We start from the raw sequence: 23,860 nt of genomic DNA on the forward strand, positions 1-23,860 counted from the left end.
CCCGGTGACGTCCCCAGGGTATTCGGTGACGGATACTGGGGCCCATGGCTTACGACGATCTCCGCTCGCTGCTCCGGGCTCTGGAGCGGGAGGGCGACCTCAAGCGCATCAAGGCCGAAGTCGACCCGTACCTGGAGGTCGGGGAGATCGTCGACAGAGTGAACAAGGCGGGCGGCCCCGCGCTGCTCTTCGAGAACGTCAAGGGCTCGGCGATGCCGCTGGCCATGAACGTCTTCGGTACCGACCGCCGCCTCCTGAAGGCCCTGGGCCTCAAGTCGTACGGCGAGATCAGCGAGAAGATCGGCGGCCTCCTCAAGCCCGAGCTGCCGCAGGGCTTCATCGGCGTCCGCGAGGCCTTCGGCAAGCTCGGCTCGATGGTGCACGTGCCGCCGAAGAAGGTGAAGGGCGAGTCCGCGCCCGTCCAGGAGGTCGTCCTCACCGGTGACGACGTGGACCTGGACCAGCTGCCGGCCCTGTTCACCTGGCCGAAGGACGGCGGCTCCTTCTTCAACCTGGGCCTGACCCACACCAAGCACCCCGAGACCGGGGTCCGCAACCTCGGCCTCTACCGACTCCAGCGGCACGACAAGCGCACCATCGGCATGCACTGGCAGATCCACAAGGACAGCCGCAACCACTACGCCGTCGCCGCCGCGCGCGGCGAGCGGCTGCCGGTCGCGATCGCCTTCGGCTGCCCGCCGGCCGTCACCTACGCCTCCACCGCGCCGCTGCCGGGCGACATCGACGAGTACCTGTTCGCCGGGTTCGTGGCGGGCAAGCGGATCGAGATGGTCGACTGCAAGACGGTCCCGCTCCAGGTCCCGGCCAACGCCGAGGTCGTGGTCGAGGGCTGGCTGGAGCCGGGCGAGATGCTGCCGGAGGGTCCCTTCGGCGACCACACCGGCTTCTACACCCCGCAGGAGCCGTTCCCCGCGCTGAAGATCGACTGCGTGACGATGCGCAGGCGCCCGCTGCTCCAGTCGATCGTCGTCGGCCGGCCGCCGACGGAGGACGGCCCGCTGGGCCGCGCGACGGAACGCTTCTTCCTGCCGCTCCTCAAGATCATCGTCCCGGACATCGTGGACTACCACCTGCCCGAGTCCGGCGGCTTCCACAACTGCGCGATCGTCTCGATCGACAAGAAGTACCCCAAGCACGCCCAGAAGGTGATGCACGCCATCTGGGGCGCGCACATGATGTCGCTGACCAAGCTGATCATCGTGGTGGACAAGGACTGCGACGTCCACGACCTGCACGAGGTGTCCTGGCGGGCCCTCGGCAACACCGACTACTCCCGCGACCTCACGGTGGTCGAGGGACCGGTGGACCACCTGGACCACGCCTCCTACCAGCAGTTCTGGGGAGGCAAGGCGGGCATCGACGCGACCAAGAAGCTGCCGGAGGAGGGCTACACCCGCGACGGCGGCTGGCCCGACATGGTCGAGTCCGACCCGGCGACGGCGGCCCTGGTGGACCGCCGCTGGAAGGAGTACGGCCTGTGAGCACGGCGATGGGCGGCCCCGCCCTCTTCATCGGCACCGACGAGACCTACGTGGCGCTCGTGCGCCCGCGCCTGGACCCGGCCGACCCGGAGGTCCGGGAGGCGGCGGAGCAGGCGGGCGTGAGCCCCGAGGAGTTCGCCGGTCCCGGCACGGTCTGGGCACTGATGTGGGAGCAGGACGGGGTGGACGGCGGCGGCTTCGAGCTGCCGGCCCTGCGGGACGCCGAGGCCGAGGACTTCGCCGACCGGCTGCTGGCCGAGCTGTCCTTCGAGTCCGGGCCGTTCACCGTCGAGGCGGGCGAGGTGCTCCGCATCCAGGCCTACCCGGGCGGTGAGGCCTGCCGCTTCGTCTCCGTGATCACCCCGCCCGAGGGCGAGGAGCAGGCCCCGCTGACCCTGGACATCCCGGACGTGGACGCCGACGTGCTCCGCGCCGACCTCGAAGACTTCCGCAGGAGCCTCGCATGATGACCACCGCCGAAGGCGTGCTCGGCTCCGGACAGGCGCCGCGTCCCGCCGGCAAGGTCAAGGCGTTCCTGCGGCTGGTGATGATCGAGCACTCGGTCTTCGCCCTGCCGTTCGCCTACATCGCCGCGCTCACCGCCATGTTCCGCCTGGACGGGCGGATGCACTGGCGGGAGCTGCTGCTGGTCACGGTCTGCATGGTGGGCCTGCGGACCTTCGCGATGGCCGCGAACCGGATCATCGACCGCGAGCTCGACGCCCGCAACCCGCGCACCGCCGGCCGCGAACTGGTCACCGGCGCGGTGTCGGTGCGCTCCGCCTGGACGGGCGCGGGCATGGCGCTGGTCGTCTTCCTGGGGTCGGCCGCCCTCCTGAACCCGCTGTGCCTGGCGCTGGCGCCGGTCGCGGTGGTCCCGATGGTGGTCTACCCGTACGGCAAGCGGTTCACGAACTTCCCGCAGGCCATCCTGGGCCTGGCCCAGGCGATGGGCCCGGTCGGCGCCTGGCTGGCGGTCACGGGGGAGTGGTCCTGGGAGGCCGTCGTCCTCGGTCTGGCCATCGGCTTCTGGATCGGCGGCTTCGACCTGATCTACGCCTGCCAGGACGTGGACTCGGACCGAGCCGAGGGCGTCAAGTCGGTCCCGGCCCGCTTCGGCGTCCCGGGCGCCCTGTGGGGCGCCCGCGCCTGCCACGCGATCACCACGGCCCTGCTGGCCTGGTACGCCCTCCTCACGGACGGCGGCGCGTTCCTGTGGCTGGGCCTGCTCATCGTCGCGGCGGCGTTCCTGTACGAGCACACGATCGTCAAGCCGCACGACCTGTCGCGGCTGAACCGGGCGTTCTTCACGGTCAACGGCTTCATCGGCATCGCCCTGTTCGTGTGCGCCTTGGCGGACCTGCTGATCCGGGGCCTCGCGCTGTAGCCCGAACGGGTGGGCGGTACCCGGACCGGGTCCCGGCCGGGCCGTTGCCTGCTTGGTTTGGCCGATGAACCCGCCGACCGCGACCGGCTCCCCGCAACCACAGGGCTCCCGGCCCTTCCACGCGAACACCCGCATGGACATCTGGGACGCCCTGGAGGCCTGTCTTCCGAGCGGATGGGGCTGCGTGAGCGGCGTTGCCTGCGGAACGGAGCCCGTCGAACATGCGCCGGACCTCGCCGTCATCCCCGCGGCCGCGGCTGCCGAGAACCGCGACGCCTACCCGGCCGAGCTGGTCGCGCTCGTGGTGGAGGTGATCGATCCCGGCTCGGAGACGGACGACTACGAGGTCAAGGACCGGGCCTACGCCCGGCGCGGGATCCCGCACTACCTGATCTTCGACCCCTACAAGGCGCAGTGCACCACCCTGTGGAACCCCGGCCCTGACGGCTACCGGGGCCGGGACGTGATCCCGTACGGCGGGACGGTCGTCGTGGAGAGCGGGCTCGGGAAGCTGTCCGTGGACACGGCCGGGCTGCGGGTCGACCCCTCGGCCGTCAGCTGAGCCGGGGTGCCGGGCGGCGGTGCCAGAGGGCCGTCGCCACGCCTGCGGCGAGGCCGATGAGGTGGGCGTACCAGGCGACGCCGGAGTCCGTGGGCAGGATGCCGAGGAACATCGAGCCACCCCACCACGCGGCGATCACGAGGCCCACCACCACGTTCAGCGGCTTGCGCTCCACGAAGCCACGGACGACCACGTAGCCGAAGAGGCCGTAGACCAGGCCGGAGGCACCCGCCCCGATGGTGTTCGGCGGGGCGATCAGCCAGGAGCCGATCCCGTCCGCCAGCATGATCAGCACGCTGACCGCGAGGAACCGGCGTATGCCGCCGAGGGCGGCGACGAAGCCGAAGACCAGCAGCGGGATGCTGTTGGAGGCGACGTGGCCGAAGCCGAAGTGCAGGAACGGGCACGCGACGATGCCGATCAGATGGTCGGTGTCGCGCGGCCGGAGCCCGTACTGGTCCAGCGCGTGGCCCGTCGCGTAGTCGACCGCTTCCAGCGCCCACAGCAGCGCCACCCAGCCCAGCATCAGCTTCGCGGCGGCCAGCGCGCGTTCCCTCCGGCTCCACTCCGGGACGGTCGTGTCCGGCGTGTTCGTACCCATGTGCCATGTCCCCCGGGGCGTGTCGTGCGTCCGGCACACCTTAACGAGTGGGTCGCAGGGGTGGCCGGATAGTCTCGGAGGTATGACTGAGCGCAAGCGCACCCCCTGGGTGGTGGGGGTTTCCGGGGCGTCCGGGACGCCGTACGCGGCCTCGGTGGTCCGAGGGCTGCTCGCGGCGGGCGAGGCGGTGGACCTGGTGGTGAGCCGGGCCTCGCGGCTCACCCTGCTGGACGAGACCGGGATCGCCTTCCGGGACGCGCACTGGCGGGACGATCTGGCCGAGTGGCTGGCGCGGGGCGCCGACGGGAAGCCGGGGACCTTCGCGGTGTCCGGGCTGGACGACGTGCGGTACTGGGCGGCCGGGGACCTGGCCGCCGGGCCGAGCTCGGGTTCGTACCCGGTCAAGGGGATGCTGATCGTGCCCGCGTCCACGGCCTGCGTGGCCGGCGTGGCGCTCGGGCTGTCGAAGGACCTGCTCCAGCGGGTCGCGAGCGTGACGCTGAAGGAGCGGCGCAGGCTGGTGGTCGCGGTGCGGGAGACCCCGCTGAACGGGCAGACGCTGAAGCATCTGGTGGCGCTGGACGAGGCGGGCGCGATCGTGCTGCCCGCCTCTCCGGCGTTCTACGCGGGGGCGACGCACATCCAGGACCTCGTGGACTTCGTCGCCGGGCGGGTGCTCGACGCGGCGGGTGTCCCGCACGGTCTGTACCGCCGTTGGGAGGGGGAGCTTGGCAGCGCCCGCCCCCGTGACTAGCGCTTCTTGGCGCGGATCGGCCGGCGGGACTTGTCGTTGCGGTGGGCGGCGGCGGGCTGGTCGGTGCGGGATCGGTTGGCCAGCTCCTGGAGCTGTCGCATGTGCGCGTAGGCCATCTCGATCGTGTACACGGTGAACCACTCCTGAAGATCGTCTTTGATCTGTTGAAAGATTCACAGGGTGTTGACCCTGCGTGCCTTTGATTCTATACCTAAACTTGCAGGATCGCCGAATAATGGAAGGCTCCACGTAATGGACACGGTGGACAGGCAGCTCATCCAGGCGCTTCGGGAGAACGGCCGCGCCTCGTACGCGGAGCTGGGCCGTCTCGTGGGCCTCTCCGGCCCCAGCGTCACCGACCGGATCAACCGTCTGGAGACGGCCGGCGTCATCACCGGTTACCGCGCGACCGTCGCCGCCGCCGAGCTCGGCCTCGGCGTCACCGCGCTGATCGGCATCTCCCTCTCCGACGCCGCCGACCACGAGGACGTGGCCCGCAGGCTGCGCGACCTCGCCGAGATCGAGGACTGCTGGTTCATCGCCGGCGACGACTCCTTCATGCTCAAGGTCCGCGCCAGCGACGTCGACGGCCTGGAGAAGATCATCCGCAAGCTCTCCGGCACCAAGGGCGTCTCGCGCACCCGCACCACGATCGTGCTCTCCACCAAGTGGGAGAACCGGGTCGGCGAGCTGCCCGAGGACGCCTGAGAGTACGGTGGGTGGCGGTTGCACGCAGGCTGGGACAGGGAAGACAGAGGAGACACCGGCATGGACGCTGGGCTCAAGCGCGAGCTGGAGGAGAAGGTCCGCTCCGGCGAGCGGCTGACGCGTGAGGACGGCATCGCCCTCTACGAGTCGGACGACCTGGCGTGGCTGGGCGGTCTCGCCCACGAGGTGCGCACCCGCAAGAACGGCGACGTCGTCCACTTCAACGTCAACCGCCACCTCAACATGACGAACGTGTGCACCGCCTCCTGCGCGTACTGCTCGTTCCAGCGCAAGCCGGGCGAGAAGGACGCGTACACGATGCGCATCGAGGAGGCCGTCCGCCTGGCCAAGGCCATGGAGAACGAGAACCTCACCGAGCTGCACATCGTCAACGGCCTGCACCCCTCCCTCCCGTGGCGCTACTACCCGCGCTCGCTGTCGGCCCTCAAGGAGGCGCTGCCGAGCGTCTCGCTGAAGGCGTTCACGGCGACGGAGATCCACCACTTCGAGACCATCTCGGGCCTGTCGGCCTCCGAGATCCTCGACGAGCTGATCGAGGCGGGGCTGGAGTCCCTGACCGGCGGCGGCGCGGAGATCTTCGACTGGGAGGTGCGCCAGCACATCGTCGACCACCGCACCCACTGGGAGGACTGGTCGCGCATCCACCGCCTGGCGCACGAGAAGGGGCTCAAGACCCCGGCGACCATGCTCTACGGCCACATCGAGGAGCCGCGCCACCGCGTGGACCACGTGCTGCGGCTGCGCGAGCTCCAGGACGAGACCGGCGGCTTCCAGGTCTTCATCCCGCTGCGCTATCAGCACGACTTCGTGGACATGAAGGACGGCAAGGTCCGCAACAAGCTCCAGGCGCGCACGACGATGGCGACGGGCGCCGAGGCGCTCAAGACCTTCGCGGTCTCCCGCCTCCTCTTCGACAACGTGCCCCACGTCAAGGTCTTCTGGGTGATGCACGGCGTGCAGACCGCCCAGCTCGCGCTCCAGCACGGCGCGGACGACATGGACGGCTCGGTGGTCGAGTACAAGATCACGCACGACGCGGACAACTACGGCACCCCGAACAAGCTGACCCGCGACGACCTCCTCGAACTGATCCGCGAGGCGGGCTTCCGCCCCGTCGAGCGCAACACGCGCTACGAGATCATCCGCGAGTACCCCGGCCCGGACGCCTCGCTGCGCGAGACCCCGCAGGCGATGCGCGTCTGACGCCGCCCCGCCCGGCCCCGCGAAGGCCCCGGTCCGCCGCATCCCCGGCGGACCGGGGCCTCTTGCGTGCCGGAAACCCGTTGCCCGGCGGGCGGGTAATGGATAGCCTCGCCTGGTGACCCTTACTTTTACCTTCGATCCCGTCGTCGACCCCGCCCTCCGCGACGGCATCGCGGAGTTGTGGACCGAGGTCTCCAACGCCGGCGGCGCCGTCGGCTTCGTCCCGCCCGTCACCCTCGACGACGTCCGGCCCGCCCTCGTCAAGCACCTCGTCGCGATGGCCGAGGGCCGCCACCGGCTGCTGGTCGGGCGCGACGAGGACGGAACCGTGGCCGCGGCCGGCTTCCTCGCCTTCAACCCGCACCGCCTGATGGAGCACTGGGTCTACGCGTACACGGTCATGGTCCGCCCCTCCCTCCAGGGCCGTGGCGCCGGCCGCGCCCTGATGGCCGCCCTCGCCGACGCGGCCCGCACGCTCGACGGCATCGAGGCCGTCGTCCTGGAGTGCCGGGGCGGCATGGGCCTGGAGCACTTCTACGCGGCCTGCGGCTACAAGGAGGTCGGGCGCATCCCCGGCGCCATCCGCGTGGCCCCCGGTGACGACCGCGACGGCATCACGATGCTGCTCCCCCTGCACTGAGGCCCCCCGACGCCCGTGTGCGAAGGCCCGGCGTGCTTCACTGGACGGGTACGTCCCGACGTGTCCGACGTTTCCGATGAGAAAGAAGGGGTCATCGTGTCCCTCAAGCCGAGTGCGACGATCCGCTACACCGCGATGCGCCTGGGCATCTTCGTCGGATGCCTGGTCTTCGTCGCCCTCCTGGTCCACTTCGGCGTCGTGCCCAAGGGCCTGGGCTCCGCCAACCCGGCCTGGATCGTGCTGCTCGCGCTGGTGCTCTCCGCCCCGCTCTCCTTCGTCCTGCTGCGCAAGCAGCGTGACGAGATGTCCCAGCAGATCTCCGGACGCGTCGCGGGTGCGAAGCAGAAGCTCGCCGCGAGCCGCAGCCAGGAGGACGCGGCCGACGACGCCGCCCGCGCCTGACCCCACCTCCGCACGAGCCCCAGCGACGGGAACACCCCCCGCCACGCTGGGGCTTCGGCGTTCCCGGGGGTCTGCGGGCCCCGCGGATCCACCCCTTCGCGCTCCATGGTCAAAGCATCTCTTTGGGTTTCTCAAAGCAGAAGTGTTAGCGTGTTCAACATGTTGACCTCCGCAGCGCACCCGATGGGCCCGAGCCCCGTGCTCGTGGCGCGCCTGCACGTCGACCTCTGCCGCCGCGTGTCCGCGGCCTGTTGCTGTTGCCGCTGAAGCGCCCGCAGCAGCGGTCGCCGGCCGGCCCGGCCCCTTTCCGGCTGCCGCCGTACCGCATCCCCCGCAGAAACCTTCCGCCGTACGTCCGCGCGTCCCCCGGAGATTGCCGTGTCCGCGTCCCCCCAGGCCCAGGCTCCCGCCAAGGCCTCGTTCAAGTTCCCCTTCTGGGCCCAGATAGTCGCCGGCCTCGCGCTCGGCGTCCTCTTCGGCTGGATCGCCCGCAGCCAGGACGTCAGCTGGCTGAAGACCACCCTCGAACAGGTCGGTGACATTTTCATCCAGCTGCTCAAGCTGGCCGTCGCCCCGCTCGTCTTCTTCGCGATCCTGGTGTCCATCACCAACCTGCGGAAGGTGAACAACGCCGCCCGCCTCGCCACCCGCACCCTGCTCTGGTTCATGATCACCTCGCTGATCGCGGTGGGCATCGGCCTCGCGATCGGCCTGCTGACCGACCCGGGCGCCGGCACCGGCCTCACCCCGGCCGACGGCAAGGAGCCCAAGCGGCACGGCTCCTGGATCGACTTCCTGACCGGCATCGTGCCGAAGGACATCGTCACCCCGTTCACCGAGCTGAACGTCCTGCAGATCGTCTTCCTCGCCGCCGTCGCCGGTATCGCCGCCCTCCAGCTCGGCGCCAAGGCCCAGCCGGTCCTGAACCTCGCCGAGTCCGTCCTGGAACTCCTCCAGAAGGCCCTGTGGTGGGTCATCCGCCTCGCGCCCCTCGGCACCGTCGGCCTCATCGGCACCGCCATCGCCAGCTACGGCTGGGACCTGATCGGCAAGTACGCCACCTTCACCGCCGACATCTACATCGGCTGCGCGCTCGTCATGTTCGGCGTCTACCCGCTGCTCCTGGCCACGGTCGCCAAGGTCAACCCGGTCCAGTTCTTCAAGGGCGCCTGGCCCGCCATCCAGCTGGCCTTCGTCTCCCGCTCCTCGGTCGGCACCATGCCGGTCACCCAGAAGGTCACCGAGCGCCTCGGCGTCCCGAAGGAGTACGCCTCCTTCGCCGTCCCGTTCGGCGCCACCACCAAGATGGACGGCTGCGCCGCGATCTACCCGGCCCTCGCCGCGATCTTCATCGCCAACATCTTCGACGTGCAGCTGGGCATCAAGGAGTACCTGCTCATCGCGTTCGTCTCGGTCGTCGGCTCCGCCGCCACCGCCGGTCTGACCGGTGCGACGGTCATGCTCACCCTGACCCTCTCCACCCTGGGCCTGCCGCTCGCCGGCGTCGGCCTGCTGATGGCGATCGACCCGATCCTCGACATGATGCGCACCGCCACCAACGTGGCCGGCCAGGCCCTCGTCCCGGTCCTCGTCTCGGCCCGTGAGGGGATCCTCGACAAGGAGGCCTACGCCGCCGCCTCGTCCTCCCCGCTGGACGAGCCCGCCGCCACCCCGGCCCCGGTCGCCGTCGCCGCCTGACGCGACCCCGTCCGAGGCAACGCGACACCGCGGCCCCCGCCCCCGTCCGGGCGGGGGCCGCGGCGCGTTCCCCTCCGCTCCTCCTCCGCGTGCCGGGTGCGGGGGCTTCGCGCATGATGAGGGCTGTGGACGACGAGCGCGGGGATGAGCCGGCCCTGTCGGTCGCGGTCCCCGTCTTCAACGAGGAGGAAGTGCTGCCCGTCCTGGCGGCACGGCTCCGGCCGGTCCTGGACGGGTGCGGCGAACCGTACGAGGTCCTCGCCGTCGACGACGGCTCCACCGACCGGACCCCCGCCCTGCTGGAGGAGCTGCGCGCCGCCTGGCCGCAGCTGCGCGTGGTCACCCTGCGCCGCAACTGCGGCCACCAGGCCGCCCTCACCGCCGGGCTGCGCCGGGCCCGCGGCGCGTACGTCGTCAGCATCGACGCGGACCTCCAGGACCCGCCCGAGGTCATCCCCGAGATGCTCGCCCTCGCCCGGGCCGAGCGCCTCGACATCGTCTACGGCGTACGCTCCGACCGCTCCACCGACAGCGGCTTCAAACGCCGCACGGCCGGCGTCTACTACCGGCTCATGCGCCGCCTGGCCGGCACCTTCGTGCCCGCCCAGGCGGGCGACTTCCGGCTGCTGTCCCGGGCCGTCGTCGACACCCTCAAGACCCTCCCCGACCAGCAGCAGATCTACCGCCTGCTCATCCCCTGGCTGGGCTTCCCCAGCGGGCAGGTCGCCTACCGGCGCGCGGAGCGGGCGGCCGGCACCTCCAAGTACCCCCTGCACAAGATGGTCCTGCTGGCCTTCGACAGCGTCACCAGCTTCTCCGCCGTCCCGCTGCGGCTGGCCACGGCGGTCGGCGCGCTCAGTTCCGTGGTCTGCCTCGCCTTCCTCGTCTGGGCCCTGACCGTCTACGCCACCGGGAACCCGCTGCCCGGCTGGAGCTCGCTGATCATCACCATGCTGTTCTTCGGCGCCGTCCAGCTGTTCTGCCTGGGCATGCTCGGCGAGTACGTGGCCCGCATCCACACGGCGGTCCAGGCCCGGCCGACGTACGTCGTGGCCCGCGACACCGGGGAGGAGGGGCCCTAGGCCCTGTCGTCAGACCAGCACCCCGGCGAAGAACATCGCGCCCAGGAGGGCGTACTGGACCGCGCAGACCGCCAGCAGCGGCACCTGCACCCACGGGGACATGCGGCGGACGAGGACCAGCCCGACGAACATCTGCGCGTGGTTGCGGTACCAGGACATCTGCGCCCCCGCGACGAACGGCACCAGGAACACCGCCACCGTCAGCACCAGAGCGGCCCACTCCACGACCGACAGCCGCCGCTCGCGGACCAGCAGGACGACCGCCGTCGCCACCACCAGCAGCACGAAGGCGGTGTTCACCCACAGCTGTGGACGGTGCGCGGCGAGGGCGTGCCCCACCAGCCAGGGCAGGTCCCCCTCGGGCGTGTACCAGTCGCGGAACGGCACCCGGTAGGCCCGGGCCATCTCGGCGAAGGGCTCGTGCAGGTCGCCCTGGCCGTAGCTGCTGCGCTGGATGGTCTCGTACGCGTCCCAGCGGCCCGTCGCCTGCCACATCAGCCACTTGGCCCACAGCACCCCGCACCCGGCGACGACGGCCGAGGCCGCCGCCTTCGCGCACCGCCGCGGCCATGCGTCCCCGCGCCAGGCGAACAGGGCGCTCGACAGCAGCAGCACGACGGCGACGGCCCCGACCGGATGGCAGGCGACCGCGACGAACCCGCCCGCCGTGGCGGCCCACCAGGACCCGCGCCCCACCCCGGCGACGCAGACGAGCAGGGCCAGTGTCGCGAGGGCGATCGGGAACACCGCGTGGAAGTAGACGCCCCCCGGGAAGACGGCCGCGACGGCCAGGGTCAGGGCGGTGGCCCGGGTGAGGACGGCGCCGAGCAGCCACCACAGCACCGCGAACGCGCCGAGCAGCGCGGCCTCGGTGACGACGACGGCGGAGAGCTCGTAGGACAGCCCGGTCCCCGACACCGCCCGCACCACCATGGGGTACCCCGGGAACCAGGCCACGTTCCCGCACATGACGTCGGGGAAGTTCGCGTACCGGTCGCGGCAGCGGAACATCTCGTAGCCGCCGCGCGCGATGGAGAGGTAGTGCTCGGAGTCCCAGCGCCGGCGGGCGCCCGTGGACCAGTAGGCCACCCGTGAGCCGTCCCCGGCGACGGAGGCGCTCGCCACCGCCCAGGTGACCAGGCCGGAGACCAGCCAGGCGACGACCGGCGGCAGCGCGGCGCGGAGCCGGCCGGGCCGGGGGAGTTCGATCATCTCCCCGTCAGTCTGGGCACGGCCCCGCCGGCCCGCACCCGGAGGGCCGCCGTACGGTTCAGCCGGTCAGGCGAGCGTCCAGAGGCGGACCGTGCCGTCGCCCGCGCCGCTGGCGAGGGTCTTGCCATCGGGGCTGAACGCCACCGACCACACCGGGCTGGTGTGCCCCTTGGCCGGGCCCGGGAGGGTCTTTCCGCCCAGGTCCCACAGGCGTACCGCGTCGTCCCAGCCGCCGGTGGCGAGGAGGGTGGTGCTGCCGGGCCGGAAGGCGACCGAGGCGACGTTGTAGGGGAGGTCGGGGTGGTAGGTGGTCTGGGCGCGGGTGCGGGCGTTCCACACCCGGAGCTCGCCGAGGGGTCCGGCCATGGCGGTGTTCCCGAAGCTGCCGGCGTTGCCCGGCGGGGCCCCGGACCCGACATTCACCCCGCAGGCGACGAGGCCGCCGTCGGAGCTGAACGCCACCGACATCACGTCCCCCGTCGCCTCGGGGAGGACGGCGGCGGATCGCGCGGCGAGGTCCCACAGGCGGACGGTACGGTCGCCGGCGCCGCTGGCGAGGGTCTTCCCGTCGGGAGCGAACGCCACCGACCAGACGCCGGAGGTGTGTCCGGCGAGGGTGTAGGCATGACGTGCGGCGGTGAGGTCCCAGATCCGGACGGCCATGTCCTCGCCGCCGCTGGCGAGCGTCTTGCCGTCCGGGCCGAAGGCGACGGACCGGACCGGGCCGGTGTGGTCCTTCAGCCGTGCGAGCGGGGTCTGCTGGGAGGGCGTCCACAGCAGCACGTTCGCGTCCTCGCCGCCGCTCGCGAGGGTCTTGCCGTCGGGGGCCCAGGCCACCGAGCGGATGAGGGCGTCGTGGCGCAGGACGGCGGTGGCCGTGCCCTTGGCGAGGTCCCAGATCCGGATGGTGCGGTCGCGGCTGCCGGTGGCGAGGGTCTTGCCGTCGGGGCTGAACGCCACGGACTCGACGGAGGCCTCGTGCCCGGTGAGCGTGGCCGCGGGGTGGAGTGCGGGAGCTCCGTCGTCGCCGTCGAGGGCGAGGACGGCGGCCGTCCCGCCCGCGGCCACGGTGAGTGCGGCGAGTCCGCCGAGGACGACCGCCCGCCGGCTCGGACCCCGCCCGGGGCCGGTGGGGGCGGAGCCGGTGTGCCGCCCCGCCGTCGGGGCAGCGGTGACGGTGGGGGCGGGGGCGGGGGCTGCTGCGGGCACGGGATGCGGCGCCGGTGTGCGTACCGGCTCGGGTGCCGGGGCGGGCTCGGGCCTCGGGGCGGGGACGGCACCGGGTCCCGGATCCCGGGCCGGGGGCGCGGGCGGGGTCGGTGCCATGGTCGGGACCTGTGCCGGGGGCTGTGCCGGGGCGGGCGGTGCCGGGATGAGCAGGGTACGGAGCCGGGTCGTGGTGGCCTGGGCGTCGGGGCGTTCGGCGGGGTCCTTGGACAGGAGGGCGGCGACCAGCTCCACCAGGGCCGGCGGCAGGTCCGGCCGTACGGAGTCCAGCGCGGGCGGGGCCTCGTCCAGGTGGCGGCGCATCAGCACCCACACCTGCTCCGCGCCCGGGAACGGCGGGGCCCCGGTCAGCAGGGCGAACAGCACGCACCCCAGGGCGTACAGGTCGCACCGCGCGTCGACGTGTTCGCCGCGCCACTGCTCGGGCGCCATGTAGGCGGGTGTGCCGAACACCCGGCCGGTGACGGTGAGTCCGCCGGTGCTGTCGGCGGTGCGGGCGATGCCGAAGTCGCAGATCTTCAGGCGGCCTTCGCCGAGCAGGAAGAGGTTCGCGGGCTTGAGGTCCCGGTGCACCACCTTCTGCGCGTGCGCGGCGGCCAGGGCCTCCGCCGCCTGGAGCGCCAGATCGAGGGCCTCGGGTACCGGTAGTCCGGTGCCGGGGGAGCGGGCCAGGCGGTGGGCGAGGTCCTCGCCCTCCAGCAGCTCCATGACGATGAACAGCCGGTTCTCGTGCTGCCCGATGTCGTGGACGACGGTGATCCCGGGGTGCTGGAGCCGCGCCCCGATGGCCGCCTCGCGCCGGAACCGGCCCAGGAGTTCGTCCGACGCGTCGAACTCCAGCAGCACCTTCACGGCCACGGGCCGCCCGAGGTCGGCGTCGAACCCCCGCCAGACCTCGCCGATCCCGCCCTGCCCGAGCCGCGCGTCCAGCCGGTACCGGCCGGCCAGGCGTTCCCCCGCCCTCATCGTTCCCCCCGTTGTCCAACGACAGCTGTGGCAGGGGCCATTGTTCAGCACGGGGTGCGGCGGGGACCGGGCCCGCCGGGATCCGGTGGCGCCCGACGTAAAAACCAACCAGGTTGGTCGGTGGGTGAAAACCCACCGACCACCCCCCCTGACCCCCCGCTCGGCGGCTGGTCACTCACACGGGTGAACCATCCCAACTCGACTGGATTTCGGGGTGGTTGGCTGGCATATGCTCGCCGCGACAACTCCAGACATGAGACGGCCCCCGACGGGACTGGCATCCCGGCCGAGGGCCTGACCAACCAGGAAGAGATCCGCTTCCCAATGGCTCCTACGCAGCCTAACGCGCCCACGCGCGCCGCGTCCCGTGTTCCCGCCGGGACCGTCACATCAGGTGTCCTCCACGTCAACGTGGAGGACGCCGGTCCCTCCGTCGAGGTGGGCGAACACCTCGCCCGGCACCCCGGGCTGTCGCTGCTGGCGATCGGCCTCGCGGTGCACATCCGCGCGCTCCCCGACGGCAGCCCGATCCGCATCAAGGTGCTGGCCGACCGCTTCCCCGAGGGGGAGGTCCGGATCGCCGCCGGGCTGCGGGAGCTGGAAGCGGCCGGGTACCTGGAGCGCAGCCGGGTGCGGGGCCCGGAGGGGCGCCTGCTGACCCGGACGGTGTTCTACAACCGGCCGAGGACCGCCCCGCCACCGCCCGAGCCGCCACCCGTACCGCCTACGCCCCCTGCACCGCCTGCGCCCCCTGCACCGCCCGAGCCACCCACGCCCCCTGCGCCGCCCGGGCCCCCGGCCGGCCGGGCGCCCGTTCCCGTGGCGGGGCCCGTTCCCGTGGGGGAGGTCGGGGCGCAGGCCGAGGGGGCGCGGCCGTCGGGGCCCGTGCGGCGGGAGGCCGTGGAACTGCTGGCCCGGCTGCGGGTCGACGACGCCCGGCTGCTGCTCGGCGAGCGGGACGTGCTCCGGCTGGCGCTCGGGGTGACCGCCTGGCTGGACCGGGGCGCCGAGCCCGAGGCCGTGCGGCGGGCGCTCGTCGCCGGGCTGCCGGACGACATGCGCAGCGCCGCCGGGGTGCTCGGCTACCGGCTGCGGGTCGGGATCCCGCCCGAACTGCCCCGCGAGGCGCCCAAGGCGGTGCCGTCGCGGCCCGATCCGCTCCAGAACTGCGACGGCTGCGACAAGGCTTTCCGGGCCCCCGAGCCCGGCCGGTGCAGCACCTGCCCGCCGGAGGAGCCGCACACCGCCGCCGCAGCCTAGGCGTCCACCGGGCGCCAGGACGGGGGCGTGCCGTCGGCGGTCGCGCCGATCCGGCCGAAGACCACGTCGGCGAAGTGGACGCCGAAGCCGATCGTGTCCGGCTCCGCGAGTTCCGCGGCCAGGCGGTGGCGGTGGCCGGCGGTGGCGGGGAGGTCGTGGTCGAAGCCCGAGGACCAGGAGGGGTGGGAGGCCTGGAGCGGCGAGTGCATCGCGTCGCCGAAGGCGATCAGGCGGCGGCCGCCGCCGGTGATGACGTACTCGGCGTGCCCGGCGGTGTGGCCGGGGGCGATGCGGACGCGGACGCCCGGGAAGACCTCCTCGTCGTGGGCGATGGTGCGGACGTTCTTCGCGAGGGCCTGCGCCGCACGGGGGTCCAGGGCGTCGCGGTCCGCCCACTCCGGCTCGGAGATCAGGAACTCGGCGTGGCCGAGGAGGGGTTCGCAGGCCCAGCCGAGGTGGTCGGGGTGGAGGTGGGTGAAGGCCACCGCCTCGATGTCCTCGGGCCGGCGGCCGAGTGCGGCCAGGCTGTCGGGGAGGGCGCCGCCGTGGGCCGAGTGCAGGGGGCCGTCCGGGCTCTCGAAGGCGTGCGGGCCGATGCCGGTGTCGATGAGGAGGGCGCGGCCGCCGTGCTCGACGAGGAGGGCGCCGACGCTGCCGGCGAGGAGGCCCGCCCCGTCCAGGTACTCCGGGTGCGCGGCCCAGGTCGCGTCGGTGGTGTCGGGGAGCAGGTGCAGCGGGCGCAGCCGTACGGCTCCGTCCGGGGCGTAGGACACCTTCGTGTCGCCCAGCCGGAGGGAGCGGATGCCCGAGGGGCGGTTCAGGCGGGTGGGAGCAGGCAAGTCGGGCATTTTTCTCCTTGGTGCGGCCTTCGGAGCGCGATGGCGATCACGATAAGCATCAAGCTTGAATCATTCAAGCTGTAAATGCTTCGGCTTGATGGAGTTGTTAGGGTGGGCGCCATGACCGAGTCCCCCGAGCCGCAGTCGCAGGCCGTCGCCGAGCGGCAGTTGTGCGGTCTGGTCGACGGGCTCGCCCAGCGGATCGCCGAGCACGTGCGGGAGCGGGCCGCCGCCTTGGGGCTGACCGCCGCGCAGGCGACCGCGCTGCGGGAGCTGAGCGGGGCGATGACCATGCGGGAGCTCGCCGAGCGGATGAACTGCGAGCCCTCCAACGCCACCTTCGTCGTGGACCGGCTGGAGAAGCAGGGCCTGGTCGGACGCCATCCGCACCCCACCGACCGGCGGGCCAAGCTCCTCGTCCTGACGGACGGGGGCGAGGCGCTGCGGACCCGGCTGCTCGACCTCCTGCACGTGGATTCGCCGGTGGCCTGCCTCGCGCCGGAGGAGCAGCGGGTGCTGCGCGACCTGCTGGAACGGGCCGTCACCGGTTCCTGACGGCCGACCGCCGGGCGTCAGAGGGTCTGGCCGCGCAGGAAGGCGAGCGAGGCCAGGGTGAAGGGTGCGGCGTACCACCAGCGGCCCAGGGTGCGGTGGAAGACGGGCACGGCCGTGAGCAGCAGCCCGGCGAAGCACAGGGCGACGCAGGCGTGGGCCGTGAACAGGGCGTCGTCGCGGATCCGGTCGTACGGGCCGCCGTCCGGGCGCAGGGCCAGGGAGACGTAGCAGAGGTAGCCGGCCGGCAGGTAGACGAACGCGGCCAGGGGGGCGCCCAGGACCCACCGCAGGCAGCCCCGGTCCTGGGGCAGGTCGATGCTGTCGCGGCGACGGCGGTAGGTCATGCCCACATCATCGCGGTCGGCGCCCTCAGGCGAGCCGCCACACGCGGACGGTGGTGTCCTCGCTGCCGCTCGCCAGGTGCACGCCGTCCGGGCTGAACGCCACGGCGGCGACGGAGCCGGTGTGGCCGTTGAGCTTGGTGGCGGCGGTGCGCGTGGCGACGTCCCACAGCCGGACCGTCCGCCCGCCGCCGCCCGCGAGGGTGCGGCCGTCGGGGCTGAACGCCACCGACCGGACCGTGCTGTTGTTGCCGGTGAGGGTGGCGGCGGCGGTGCCGGTGGCGGGGTCCCAGAGGCGGATGGTGGTGTCGCCGCTGCCGCTGGCGAGGGTGCGGCCGTCCGGGCTGAACGCCACCGAGGCCACGTGCGCGGTGTGGCCGGTGAGGGTGGCGGCGACGGTGCGGGCCGTGACGTCCCACAGGCGGACGGCGCCGTCCTCGCCGCCGGCGGCCAGGGTGCGGCCGTCGGGGCTGAACGCGACGGAGCGGACGGTGCCGCCGTGCGCGTCGAGGGTGGCGGCGACCGTGCCGGCGGCGAGGTCCCAGAGGCGGACGGTGCGGTCGTCGGCGTCGGCGAGCAGCGTGCCGTCCGGGCTGAAGGCGGCCGACAACACCCCGGCCGCGGCCTTCAGTTCGGCCTTGCCGCTGCGGCGTTCGACGTCCGCCAGGGTGATGGAGCGGTCCAGGCCGGCGCTCGCGAGGACCTTCCCGTCGGGGCTGAACGCCACGCACGTCACCGTCGCGGAACGGGCCGGGAAAGGGGAGGAGCCGGAGTCCGCGGCCATGTTCCACAGCCGGACCGTGCGGTCGCCGCCCCCGCTCGCGAGGAAGCGGCCGTCCGGGCTGAACGCCACCGACCCGACGGCGCCGGTGTGGTGGGTGACGACCGCCCCCGCCCGGGGGCCGGCCGTCCCGCCGCCGACGCCGTTCCAGCGGGTCAGCCGCAGTGCCGCGTAGGCCCCGCCCGCGACCCCGGCGGCGCCCAGCACCCCGAGCAGCACCCCCCGCCGCGTCGGCCCACCGCCGCCCCGGGGGGCGTCCTGGGGGCCGGCGGCGTCCGTGGTGCGGGGGGCGGATGGCGGGGCCGGAGTGGCCGGAGTGGCCGGAGTGGCCGGGCCGGTGGTCCGGGAGCCGGGCGGCGGGCCCGGAGCGGCCGGGTCCGTGGTGCGGGGGCCGGGTGGCGGTGTGGGGTCGGCCGGGCCCGTGGCGTGGGGGCCGGGTGGCGGTGCGGCCGGGGCGGCGGGGCGGGGGTCCGGTGGGGGCGACGGCGGGGTCGGGGTCAGGAGGGCGCGCAGGCGGGCGGCGGTGGCCGGGGCGTCGGGGCGGGCCTCCGGCTCCTTGGCCAGCAGGCCGGCGACCAGCTCCGCGAGCGGGCCCGGCACGTCCGCCCGTACGGCGTCCAGCGCGGGCGCGGTCTCGTCCAGGTGGTGGCGCATCAGCACCCACGGGGCCTCGGTGACCGGGAACGGCGGCGCACCCGTCGACAGCGCGTGCAGCACGCCCCCGAGCGCGTACATGTCGCAGCTCGCCCCGACCCGTTCGCCGCGCCACTGCTCGGGCGCCATGTAGGCGGGGGTGCCGAAGACATGGCCGGTGGCGGTCAGGGAGGCCGTCGCGTGGGCGGTGCGGGCGATGCCGAAGTCGCAGATCTTCAGGCGGCCTTCGGTGAGCAGGAACAGGTTCGCGGGCTTGAGGTCGCGGTGCACCACCTGCTGCGCGTGCGCCGCCGCGAGGGCCTCCGCCGCCTGGAGCCCCAGGTCGAGCACCTCCGGCAGCGGCAGGCCGCCCCCGGGGTGCGCGGCGAGGCGCTGGGCGAGGTCCATGCCCTCCAGCAGCTCCATCACGATGAACAGCCGCTTCCCGTGCCGTCCGGTGTCGTGGACGACCGTGATCCCCGGATGCCGCAGCCGCGCCCCGATCTCCGCCTCCCGCCGGAACCGGCCCAGCTGCTCCCCGGACGCGTCGGACTCCAGGAGCACCTTCACGGCGACGGCCCGCCCCAGCTCCAGGTCCCGGGCCCGCCACACCTCGCCGACCCCGCCCTGCCCGAGCTGCACGTCGAGCCGGTACCGCCCGCCCAGCTCCTCTCCCTCCCGCATCGCTCCCCCTGCCCGCCCTGCCCGTCGCCGGATCCCGGTCAACCGCCGCCGGGGCAGGGGTCATTGTGCAACACCCCGCCGACGGCCGGTGGCTCCGTGGAGTGAATGGTGCTAGCGTCATTGGCACCATGTTGCTGAGGCTGAACACCGCCGACACCCGCCCCCTGCACGAGCAGGTGGCCGGTGCGATCCGGCGCGCCATCGCCGACGGCGAATGCGCGCCGGGGGACCGGATCCCGCCCGCGCGCGAGCTCGGGCAGGCGCTCGGGGTCAACGCCAACACCGTGCTGCGCGCCCTGCGGGCCCTGCGCGACGAGGGGTTGCTGGAGTTCCGGCGCGGCCGCGGGGTGACCGTCGCCGGTGGCGCCGACGGACGCTCGGAACTGCTGGAGCGGGTGCGCGCCCTGGTCGCCGACGGGGCGCGGCTGGGGTACGGCAGGGCCGAGCTCATCGAGATGATCAGGGGGATGCCGTGAAGGACCGCGGGGTGTGGGGAGCGGCCGGCTGGGGGGCCGGGGTGCTGGCGCTGCTGGTGGGGCTGCCGCTCGCGGCGGCCGGCCGGCTGCCGGACCCGGTGGCCACCCACTGGGGCGCGGACGCGGACGGGCCCGACGGGTCGTCGCCGCTGTGGGCGGCCGCGGCGTTCCCGGCACTGGTGTGGTCGGTCGTGGTGGCCGCCGTGCTGATCGGGGCCCGGCGCGGACCCCGGCGCGCCTGGGGCTGGTCGGCGCTGGCCTTCGGCGGGGTGATGCTCGCGGGGGCGCAGGCCTCGATCGTCCGGGCCAACCTGGACGTCGCCGACTGGCGGCAGGCCGGGGACCTGACCGGCTGGGGCGTGGCGGTCATGGTCGCGGTGGCCCTGTCGGCCGGCGCGGGGGCGGCGCTGCTGGGGCGGCAGGAGGCCGCGGAGCCGCCGGCCGCGGAGGGGCCCCGGATGGAGATCCCCGACGGGGAGCGGCTCGTCTGGCTGTCGAGCGCCGCCAACCCCTGGCTGCGGCTGCTGGCAGGCCTGTTCGCACTGGCCGCGCTGGGGGCCCTGGCCGCCGGGCTGGCGGGCCTGGCCGCGGGCCTGTGGCCGGCCGCCGGGAGCCTCGCGTTCGCCGCCCTGGCGGTCCTGGGCTGCTCCTCGGTCCGGGCGCGGGTGACGCGGCAGGGGCTGGAGGTGGCCTTCGGCCCGCTCGGGTACCCGGTGCGGCGCTGGGCCGCCGAGGACGTCGAGTCGGCCCGCGTGGAGGTGCGTACGGCCGCCCGGGCGGGCGGCTGGGGCTACCGGATCAACGGGCTGGGCACGACGGTGATGCTGCGCGGCGGGGAATGCCTGGTCGTCCGGGCGAAGGGTCGCGACTTCGCGGTGAGCGTGGACGACGCCGCACGCGGCGCCGCCCTGCTCAACTCGCTGTCCGTCGGAACGGGTCAGCCGCGGGCGTAGGAGCCCAGGCCGACCAGGCAGTAGACGTACTCGTTGAGGACGCTGCCGTTGATCGTGTAGCGGTACGAGAACCCGTACTGCGTATCGGGGTTCTCGTCGCAGCGGCTCATGTCCGAGGTCCCGGGGAAGCGCTGGATCACCCGGTAGTGGGCGTCGTCGGCCCCGCAGGAGACCTCGTGGACGCCGGTGACGCGCGTCGCCGTCGTGGAGTCCGGCAACCGGCCGTTGAGGCAGGTCCCTTCGTCGAAGGGGCGGGGGGCTTCGGTGGTCGCGCCGGGCAGGGGGAGCGAGAACGCCGGTGCGGGGGCCGGGGCGTCGGTGCCGGTGTCGGCGGGCGTCGGCGTGGGCGGTGTGTACGGGCTGTACGTCGACGAAGGCGTGACGGAGGCGGAGGCGGAGGCGGAGGCCGAGGCGGACGCGGAAACGGCCGGGCGGGAGTCGTCGTCGCTGCTCGCCACCAGGATGCCGACCACCAGCGCGGCCACGGCGCCGAGGGCCAGCAGGCAGCCGAGGGCGCCGGACTTCCCGGCGGGGGCGGGCGTGTTCGCGGCGGGGTGCGCGGCGGGGTGCGCGGCGGGGCCCGCCACCCGTATGCGCAGCAGCACCTCCTGATCGCCGATGCGGGCCCGGACGAGGTCGCCGTCCCGGGCCGGCGGTATCCGGAGCCGCACGGTTCCGGAAGGGAGGGGGAGGTCGACCGTCGCTCCGGCGGCGGCCTGCGCGGGGCTGAGCGTCAACTGGATTTCCTCTGACGACACCGGCTGCTCCTCAAGGTGGCGGTGCCCTGGCGGACGTCCGGATTCTTCCCCCTCCGCCCGCGCCGACGCAGCCGTTCCGTCTCGTCGGGACCGGTCCGTGAGGTGTGCGGACCAGGAGTGGAGATCGTCGGCGGGGTGTGGAGCTGTGGAGGAGGGCTCGTTCGAAGGGTGTTCGCGGAGTGCGCGCGTGCGTAGATTACCGGCGGTAACCCGCGATCGACCGAGGAGAACGAGCCGTGGACGCTGCCGAGCCGAAGCTGGTCGAGCCCGTCAAGACGATCGTCGCCGGAGTGGTGCGCGAGGTGGCGGTGCCCGCCCTCGCCGGTCCGCCGGCCGGCGGATCGCTCGGGGACCTGCCCTTCCTCAACGCCCTGGAGGCGCCGGACGAGCCCGTGCTCGCCCGCAAGGAGCGCGACGGGACCTGGCGGGACGTCACCGCCGCCGAGTTCGCCGCCGAGGTGCTCGCCGTCGCCAAGGGCCTGATCGCCGAGGGCCTCGCGGAGGGGGACCGGCTCGCCATCATGGCCCGGACCACCTACGAGTGGACCCTGCTGGACTTCGCGGGATGGGCCGCGGGGCTGGTCACCGTCCCCATCTACCCCACCTCCTCCGCCCTCCAGGCCCGCTGGATCATCCACGACTCCGGGGCCGTCGCCTGCGCCGTCGAGGACACCGTCCAGGCCCGCCTCATCAGCGCCGAACGCACCCACCTGCCCGGCCTCGCCCACCTGTGGGAGTTCGACACCGGAGCGGTCGCCCGCCTGGTCAAGGCCGGGGAACACCTCCCCGACGCGGTCGTCCAGGCGCGCCGGGCCGCCCGTACGCCCGACTCCTACGCCACCCTCGTCTACACCTCCGGCACCACGGGCGAGCCCAAGGGGTGCACGCTCACCCACGGCAACTTCTTCGCCGAGGTCGACAACGCGGTGGCCCTGCTGCACCCCGTCTTCGACTCCGTCAGCAAGGACCCCGCCTCCACCCTGCTCTTCCTGCCGCTGTCGCACGTCTTCGGCCGGATGGTCGCCGTCGGCTGCATGCGTGCCCGCGTCAAGCTCGGGCACGCCCCCAGCATCGCGACCGAGGAGCTCCTCGCCGACCTCGCCGGCTTCCGCCCGACCTTCCTGCTCGCCATCCCCTACGTGCTGGAGAAGGTCCACAACACCGCCCGTGCCACCGCCGAACGCATGGGCCGCGCCGCCTCCTTCGACCGTGCGGCCCGCGCCGCCCAGCGCCTGGGGGAGGCGGCGGTCGAGGGAGTCCCGCCGGGGCTGGCGCTGCGGGCCGCCCGCGCCCTGTACGACCCGCTGGTCTACCGGCGCATCCGGGCCGCGCTCGGCGGCCGCGTCCGCTACGTCCTGAGCGGCGGCTCGCCCCTCGGGCGCCGGCTCGCCGCCTTCTACACGGGCGCGGGCATCGAGGTCTTCGAGGGGTACGGGCTCACCGAGACGACGGCCGCCGCGACCGTCACCCCGCCGCTGCGGCCCCGCCTGGGCACGGTCGGCTGGCCGCTGCCCGGGACGGCGGTGCGCATCGCCGACGACGGGGAGGTGCTGCTGCGGGGCGGCCACGTGTTCGCCGGGTACTGGAACGTCTCCGCGCAGCCGGCGGGGGAGTGGCTGGCCACGGGCGACATCGGCGAACTCGACGCCGACGGCTACCTCACCATCACCGGCCGCAAGAAGGACCTGATCATCACCTCCGGCGGCAAGAACGTCGCCCCCGCCCCGCTGGAGGACTGGCTGCGGGCCCATCCGCTGGTCGGCCAGTGCATGGTCGTCGGCGACAACCGGCCCTACGTCGCGGCCCTGATCACCCTGGAGCCGGAGGGGCTCGCGCACTGGCGGCAGATGTACAAGAAGCAGGGCGTGCCGGTGCGTGAGCTGGTCACGGACCCGGAGCTGCTGGCGGAGCTCCAGCGGGCGGTGGACGAGGCGAACAAGCTGGTGTCGCGGGCCGAGTCGATCCGGCGCTTCGCGGTGCTGCCGGGGGAGTTCACGGAGGAGCGGGGGCATCTGACGCCGTCGATGAAGCTCAAGCGGGGCGCTGTCGCGCGGGACCACGAGTCCGACATCGAGGCCCTGTACCGAGCCCCTCGCGCCTCCTGACCCCGTTCTCCCCCAGCTACCGCTGGGAGATGCCCCCAGCCCTCAATCGCCGGGCGCGGCTCAAGGCACGGCGCTACCGCGCCCGCGCCTCAAACGCCGGCGGGGCTGGAATTGCCCTGCGGGCAATCCAGCCCGCGCGGCGATCGAGCGTACGGGCGCGGAGCGCACGTACGGGGTCCGGGGCGGAGCCCCGGATCTTTCAGCCCCGCCGGCGCTTGAGGCGGGAACGGGCGAAGGGCGGGGCGGGGAGACGGCTCCGCGCAGCGGCGCATGCCGCCCGGCGGGCGGGGTCGGCACGGGCCGCTTATCGTGGGCTGACCGGTTCGGGGGGCCACCCGAGGAGCGTGCCGTGCGCCCTGCCCGCGCCCGCATACGTACGGCCACCTGCGCAGCAGCCCTGGCCGCCGCCATCTCCACCGCCCCGGCAGCCGCAGGCGCGACCGCCCCGGCAGCCGCAGGCGCGACCGCCCCGGCAGCCGCAGGCGCGACCGCCCCGGCAGCCGCAGGCGC

The 23,860-nt window shown here is 73.6% G+C and carries 24 protein-coding genes; 16 read left to right on the forward strand and 8 right to left on the reverse strand.

All coding sequences use genetic code 11. The features are described 5' to 3' along the window. Positions 1-44 precede the first annotated feature (44 nt). The 4 genes from ACFVXK_RS14930 to ACFVXK_RS14945 all read left to right on the forward strand — a co-directional run bounded on the left by ACFVXK_RS14930 (position 45) and on the right by ACFVXK_RS14945 (position 3,451). On the forward strand, positions 45-1,502 hold the full coding sequence (locus ACFVXK_RS14930; protein WP_389611929.1) for a menaquinone biosynthesis decarboxylase: 1,458 nt from the start codon (positions 45-47) through the stop codon (positions 1,500-1,502). Further along, on the forward strand, positions 1,499-1,969 hold the full coding sequence (locus tag ACFVXK_RS14935) for a hypothetical protein (RefSeq protein ID WP_389611930.1): 471 nt from the start codon (positions 1,499-1,501) through the stop codon (positions 1,967-1,969). Before ACFVXK_RS14930 ends, ACFVXK_RS14935 begins: the two co-directional genes overlap by 4 nt. Continuing rightward, positions 1,966-2,889, forward strand: coding sequence for a menaquinone biosynthesis prenyltransferase MqnP (mqnP, locus tag ACFVXK_RS14940; protein ID WP_389611931.1), 924 nt, complete (start codon positions 1,966-1,968; stop codon positions 2,887-2,889). The genes ACFVXK_RS14935 and mqnP overlap by 4 nt, the downstream gene beginning before the upstream one ends. Positions 2,890-2,953: 64 nt before the next feature. After that, positions 2,954-3,451 carry a Uma2 family endonuclease gene (locus ACFVXK_RS14945; protein WP_389611932.1) on the forward strand — a complete coding sequence of 166 codons (498 nt, stop codon included), beginning with the start codon at positions 2,954-2,956 and terminating at the stop codon, positions 3,449-3,451. Here the strand turns inward: ACFVXK_RS14945 and ACFVXK_RS14950 are convergent. Then, complete coding sequence (locus tag ACFVXK_RS14950) at positions 3,444-4,052, reverse strand: rhomboid family intramembrane serine protease (protein WP_389611933.1); 609 nt, start codon at positions 4,050-4,052, stop codon at positions 3,444-3,446. The two genes, ACFVXK_RS14945 and ACFVXK_RS14950, sit on opposite strands and share 8 nt — an antisense overlap. Positions 4,053-4,134: 82 nt before the next feature. On the opposite strand from ACFVXK_RS14950, the gene ACFVXK_RS14955 reads away from it, so the two are divergent. Beyond that, positions 4,135-4,806: a UbiX family flavin prenyltransferase gene (locus ACFVXK_RS14955; RefSeq protein WP_389611934.1), complete on the forward strand. Its 672-nt coding sequence runs from the start codon at positions 4,135-4,137 to the stop codon at positions 4,804-4,806. On the opposite strand, the gene ACFVXK_RS14960 is transcribed toward ACFVXK_RS14955, so the two are convergent. Continuing rightward, positions 4,803-4,937, reverse strand: coding sequence for a hypothetical protein (locus ACFVXK_RS14960; RefSeq protein ID WP_385528340.1), 135 nt, complete (start codon positions 4,935-4,937; stop codon positions 4,803-4,805). The two genes, ACFVXK_RS14955 and ACFVXK_RS14960, sit on opposite strands and share 4 nt — an antisense overlap. Before the next feature lie 121 nt (positions 4,938-5,058). Here ACFVXK_RS14960 and ACFVXK_RS14965 point away from each other — a divergent pair, with 121 nt between their 5' ends. The 6 genes from ACFVXK_RS14965 to ACFVXK_RS14990 all read left to right on the forward strand — a co-directional run bounded on the left by ACFVXK_RS14965 (position 5,059) and on the right by ACFVXK_RS14990 (position 10,560). Continuing rightward, the gene (locus ACFVXK_RS14965; protein ID WP_042811055.1) at positions 5,059-5,514 is read left to right on the forward strand and encodes an Lrp/AsnC family transcriptional regulator; all 456 of its coding nucleotides are present in this window, start codon (positions 5,059-5,061) and stop codon (positions 5,512-5,514) included. Positions 5,515-5,574: 60 nt separating this feature from the next. Continuing rightward, complete coding sequence (gene mqnE / locus ACFVXK_RS14970; protein ID WP_389611936.1) at positions 5,575-6,738, forward strand: aminofutalosine synthase MqnE; 1,164 nt, start codon at positions 5,575-5,577, stop codon at positions 6,736-6,738. Positions 6,739-6,853: 115 nt separating this feature from the next. Continuing rightward, positions 6,854-7,378, forward strand: coding sequence for a GNAT family N-acetyltransferase (locus tag ACFVXK_RS14975; RefSeq protein ID WP_389611937.1), 525 nt, complete (start codon positions 6,854-6,856; stop codon positions 7,376-7,378). 93 nt (positions 7,379-7,471) lie between these two features. Then, the gene (locus ACFVXK_RS14980) at positions 7,472-7,780 is read left to right on the forward strand and encodes a DUF4229 domain-containing protein (RefSeq protein WP_389611951.1); all 309 of its coding nucleotides are present in this window, start codon (positions 7,472-7,474) and stop codon (positions 7,778-7,780) included. A gap of 372 nt (positions 7,781-8,152) precedes the next feature. Then, positions 8,153-9,478, forward strand: coding sequence for a dicarboxylate/amino acid:cation symporter (locus ACFVXK_RS14985; protein WP_389611952.1), 1,326 nt, complete (start codon positions 8,153-8,155; stop codon positions 9,476-9,478). 116 nt (positions 9,479-9,594) lie between these two features. Further along, positions 9,595-10,560, forward strand: coding sequence for a glycosyltransferase family 2 protein (locus tag ACFVXK_RS14990; RefSeq protein WP_389611953.1), 966 nt, complete (start codon positions 9,595-9,597; stop codon positions 10,558-10,560). Between the two features lie 9 nt (positions 10,561-10,569). Here the strand turns inward: ACFVXK_RS14990 and ACFVXK_RS14995 are convergent, their stop codons facing one another. Both ACFVXK_RS14995 and ACFVXK_RS15000 read right to left on the reverse strand, forming a co-directional pair. Further along, entirely contained in the window at positions 10,570-11,772 is a 1,203-nt protein-coding gene (locus ACFVXK_RS14995; RefSeq protein WP_389611938.1) for a hypothetical protein, read from the reverse strand. Between the two features lie 66 nt (positions 11,773-11,838). Then, a complete protein-coding gene (locus ACFVXK_RS15000; RefSeq protein ID WP_389611939.1) occupies positions 11,839-13,965 on the reverse strand; it encodes a WD40 repeat domain-containing serine/threonine protein kinase in 2,127 nt (708 codons plus the stop codon). 411 nt (positions 13,966-14,376) lie between these two features. Between ACFVXK_RS15000 and ACFVXK_RS15005 the strand changes: the two genes are divergently transcribed. Beyond that, positions 14,377-15,225, forward strand: a complete 849-nt coding sequence (locus ACFVXK_RS15005; protein WP_389611940.1) for a helix-turn-helix domain-containing protein — start codon at positions 14,377-14,379, stop codon at positions 15,223-15,225. On the opposite strand, the gene ACFVXK_RS15010 is transcribed toward ACFVXK_RS15005, so the two are convergent. Further along, entirely contained in the window at positions 15,222-16,073 is an 852-nt protein-coding gene (locus ACFVXK_RS15010) for an MBL fold metallo-hydrolase (protein WP_389611941.1), read from the reverse strand. The two genes, ACFVXK_RS15005 and ACFVXK_RS15010, sit on opposite strands and share 4 nt — an antisense overlap. A gap of 111 nt (positions 16,074-16,184) precedes the next feature. On the opposite strand from ACFVXK_RS15010, the gene ACFVXK_RS15015 reads away from it, so the two are divergent. Further along, positions 16,185-16,619, forward strand: coding sequence for a MarR family winged helix-turn-helix transcriptional regulator (locus ACFVXK_RS15015; protein ID WP_389611942.1), 435 nt, complete (start codon positions 16,185-16,187; stop codon positions 16,617-16,619). 17 nt (positions 16,620-16,636) lie between these two features. On the opposite strand, the gene ACFVXK_RS15020 is transcribed toward ACFVXK_RS15015, so the two are convergent. Further along, positions 16,637-16,963 carry a hypothetical protein gene (locus tag ACFVXK_RS15020; RefSeq protein ID WP_389611943.1) on the reverse strand — a complete coding sequence of 109 codons (327 nt, stop codon included), beginning with the start codon at positions 16,961-16,963 and terminating at the stop codon, positions 16,637-16,639. A gap of 25 nt (positions 16,964-16,988) precedes the next feature. After that, a complete protein-coding gene (locus ACFVXK_RS15025) occupies positions 16,989-19,058 on the reverse strand; it encodes a WD40 repeat domain-containing serine/threonine protein kinase (protein WP_389611944.1) in 2,070 nt (689 codons plus the stop codon). A 128-nt stretch (positions 19,059-19,186) separates the two neighbouring features. On the opposite strand from ACFVXK_RS15025, the gene ACFVXK_RS15030 reads away from it, so the two are divergent. Next, positions 19,187-19,534 carry a GntR family transcriptional regulator gene (locus tag ACFVXK_RS15030; RefSeq protein WP_389611945.1) on the forward strand — a complete coding sequence of 116 codons (348 nt, stop codon included), beginning with the start codon at positions 19,187-19,189 and terminating at the stop codon, positions 19,532-19,534. Next, positions 19,531-20,487, forward strand: coding sequence for a DUF1648 domain-containing protein (locus ACFVXK_RS15035; RefSeq protein ID WP_389611946.1), 957 nt, complete (start codon positions 19,531-19,533; stop codon positions 20,485-20,487). Before ACFVXK_RS15030 ends, ACFVXK_RS15035 begins: the two co-directional genes overlap by 4 nt. On the opposite strand, the gene ACFVXK_RS15040 is transcribed toward ACFVXK_RS15035, so the two are convergent. Further along, positions 20,472-21,245 (reverse strand): hypothetical protein, encoded by a 774-nt coding sequence (locus ACFVXK_RS15040; protein ID WP_389611947.1) that lies wholly within the window; start codon positions 21,243-21,245, stop codon positions 20,472-20,474. The two genes, ACFVXK_RS15035 and ACFVXK_RS15040, sit on opposite strands and share 16 nt — an antisense overlap. A gap of 236 nt (positions 21,246-21,481) precedes the next feature. Between ACFVXK_RS15040 and ACFVXK_RS15045 the strand changes: the two genes are divergently transcribed. Further along, the gene (locus tag ACFVXK_RS15045; RefSeq protein ID WP_389611948.1) at positions 21,482-23,350 is read left to right on the forward strand and encodes an AMP-dependent synthetase/ligase; all 1,869 of its coding nucleotides are present in this window, start codon (positions 21,482-21,484) and stop codon (positions 23,348-23,350) included. The last annotated feature ends 510 nt before the right edge of the window (positions 23,351-23,860 follow it).

It is taken from the genome of Streptomyces sp. NPDC058157, from assembly GCF_042884105.1.
GTDB lineage: Bacteria > Actinomycetota > Actinomycetes > Streptomycetales > Streptomycetaceae > Streptomyces.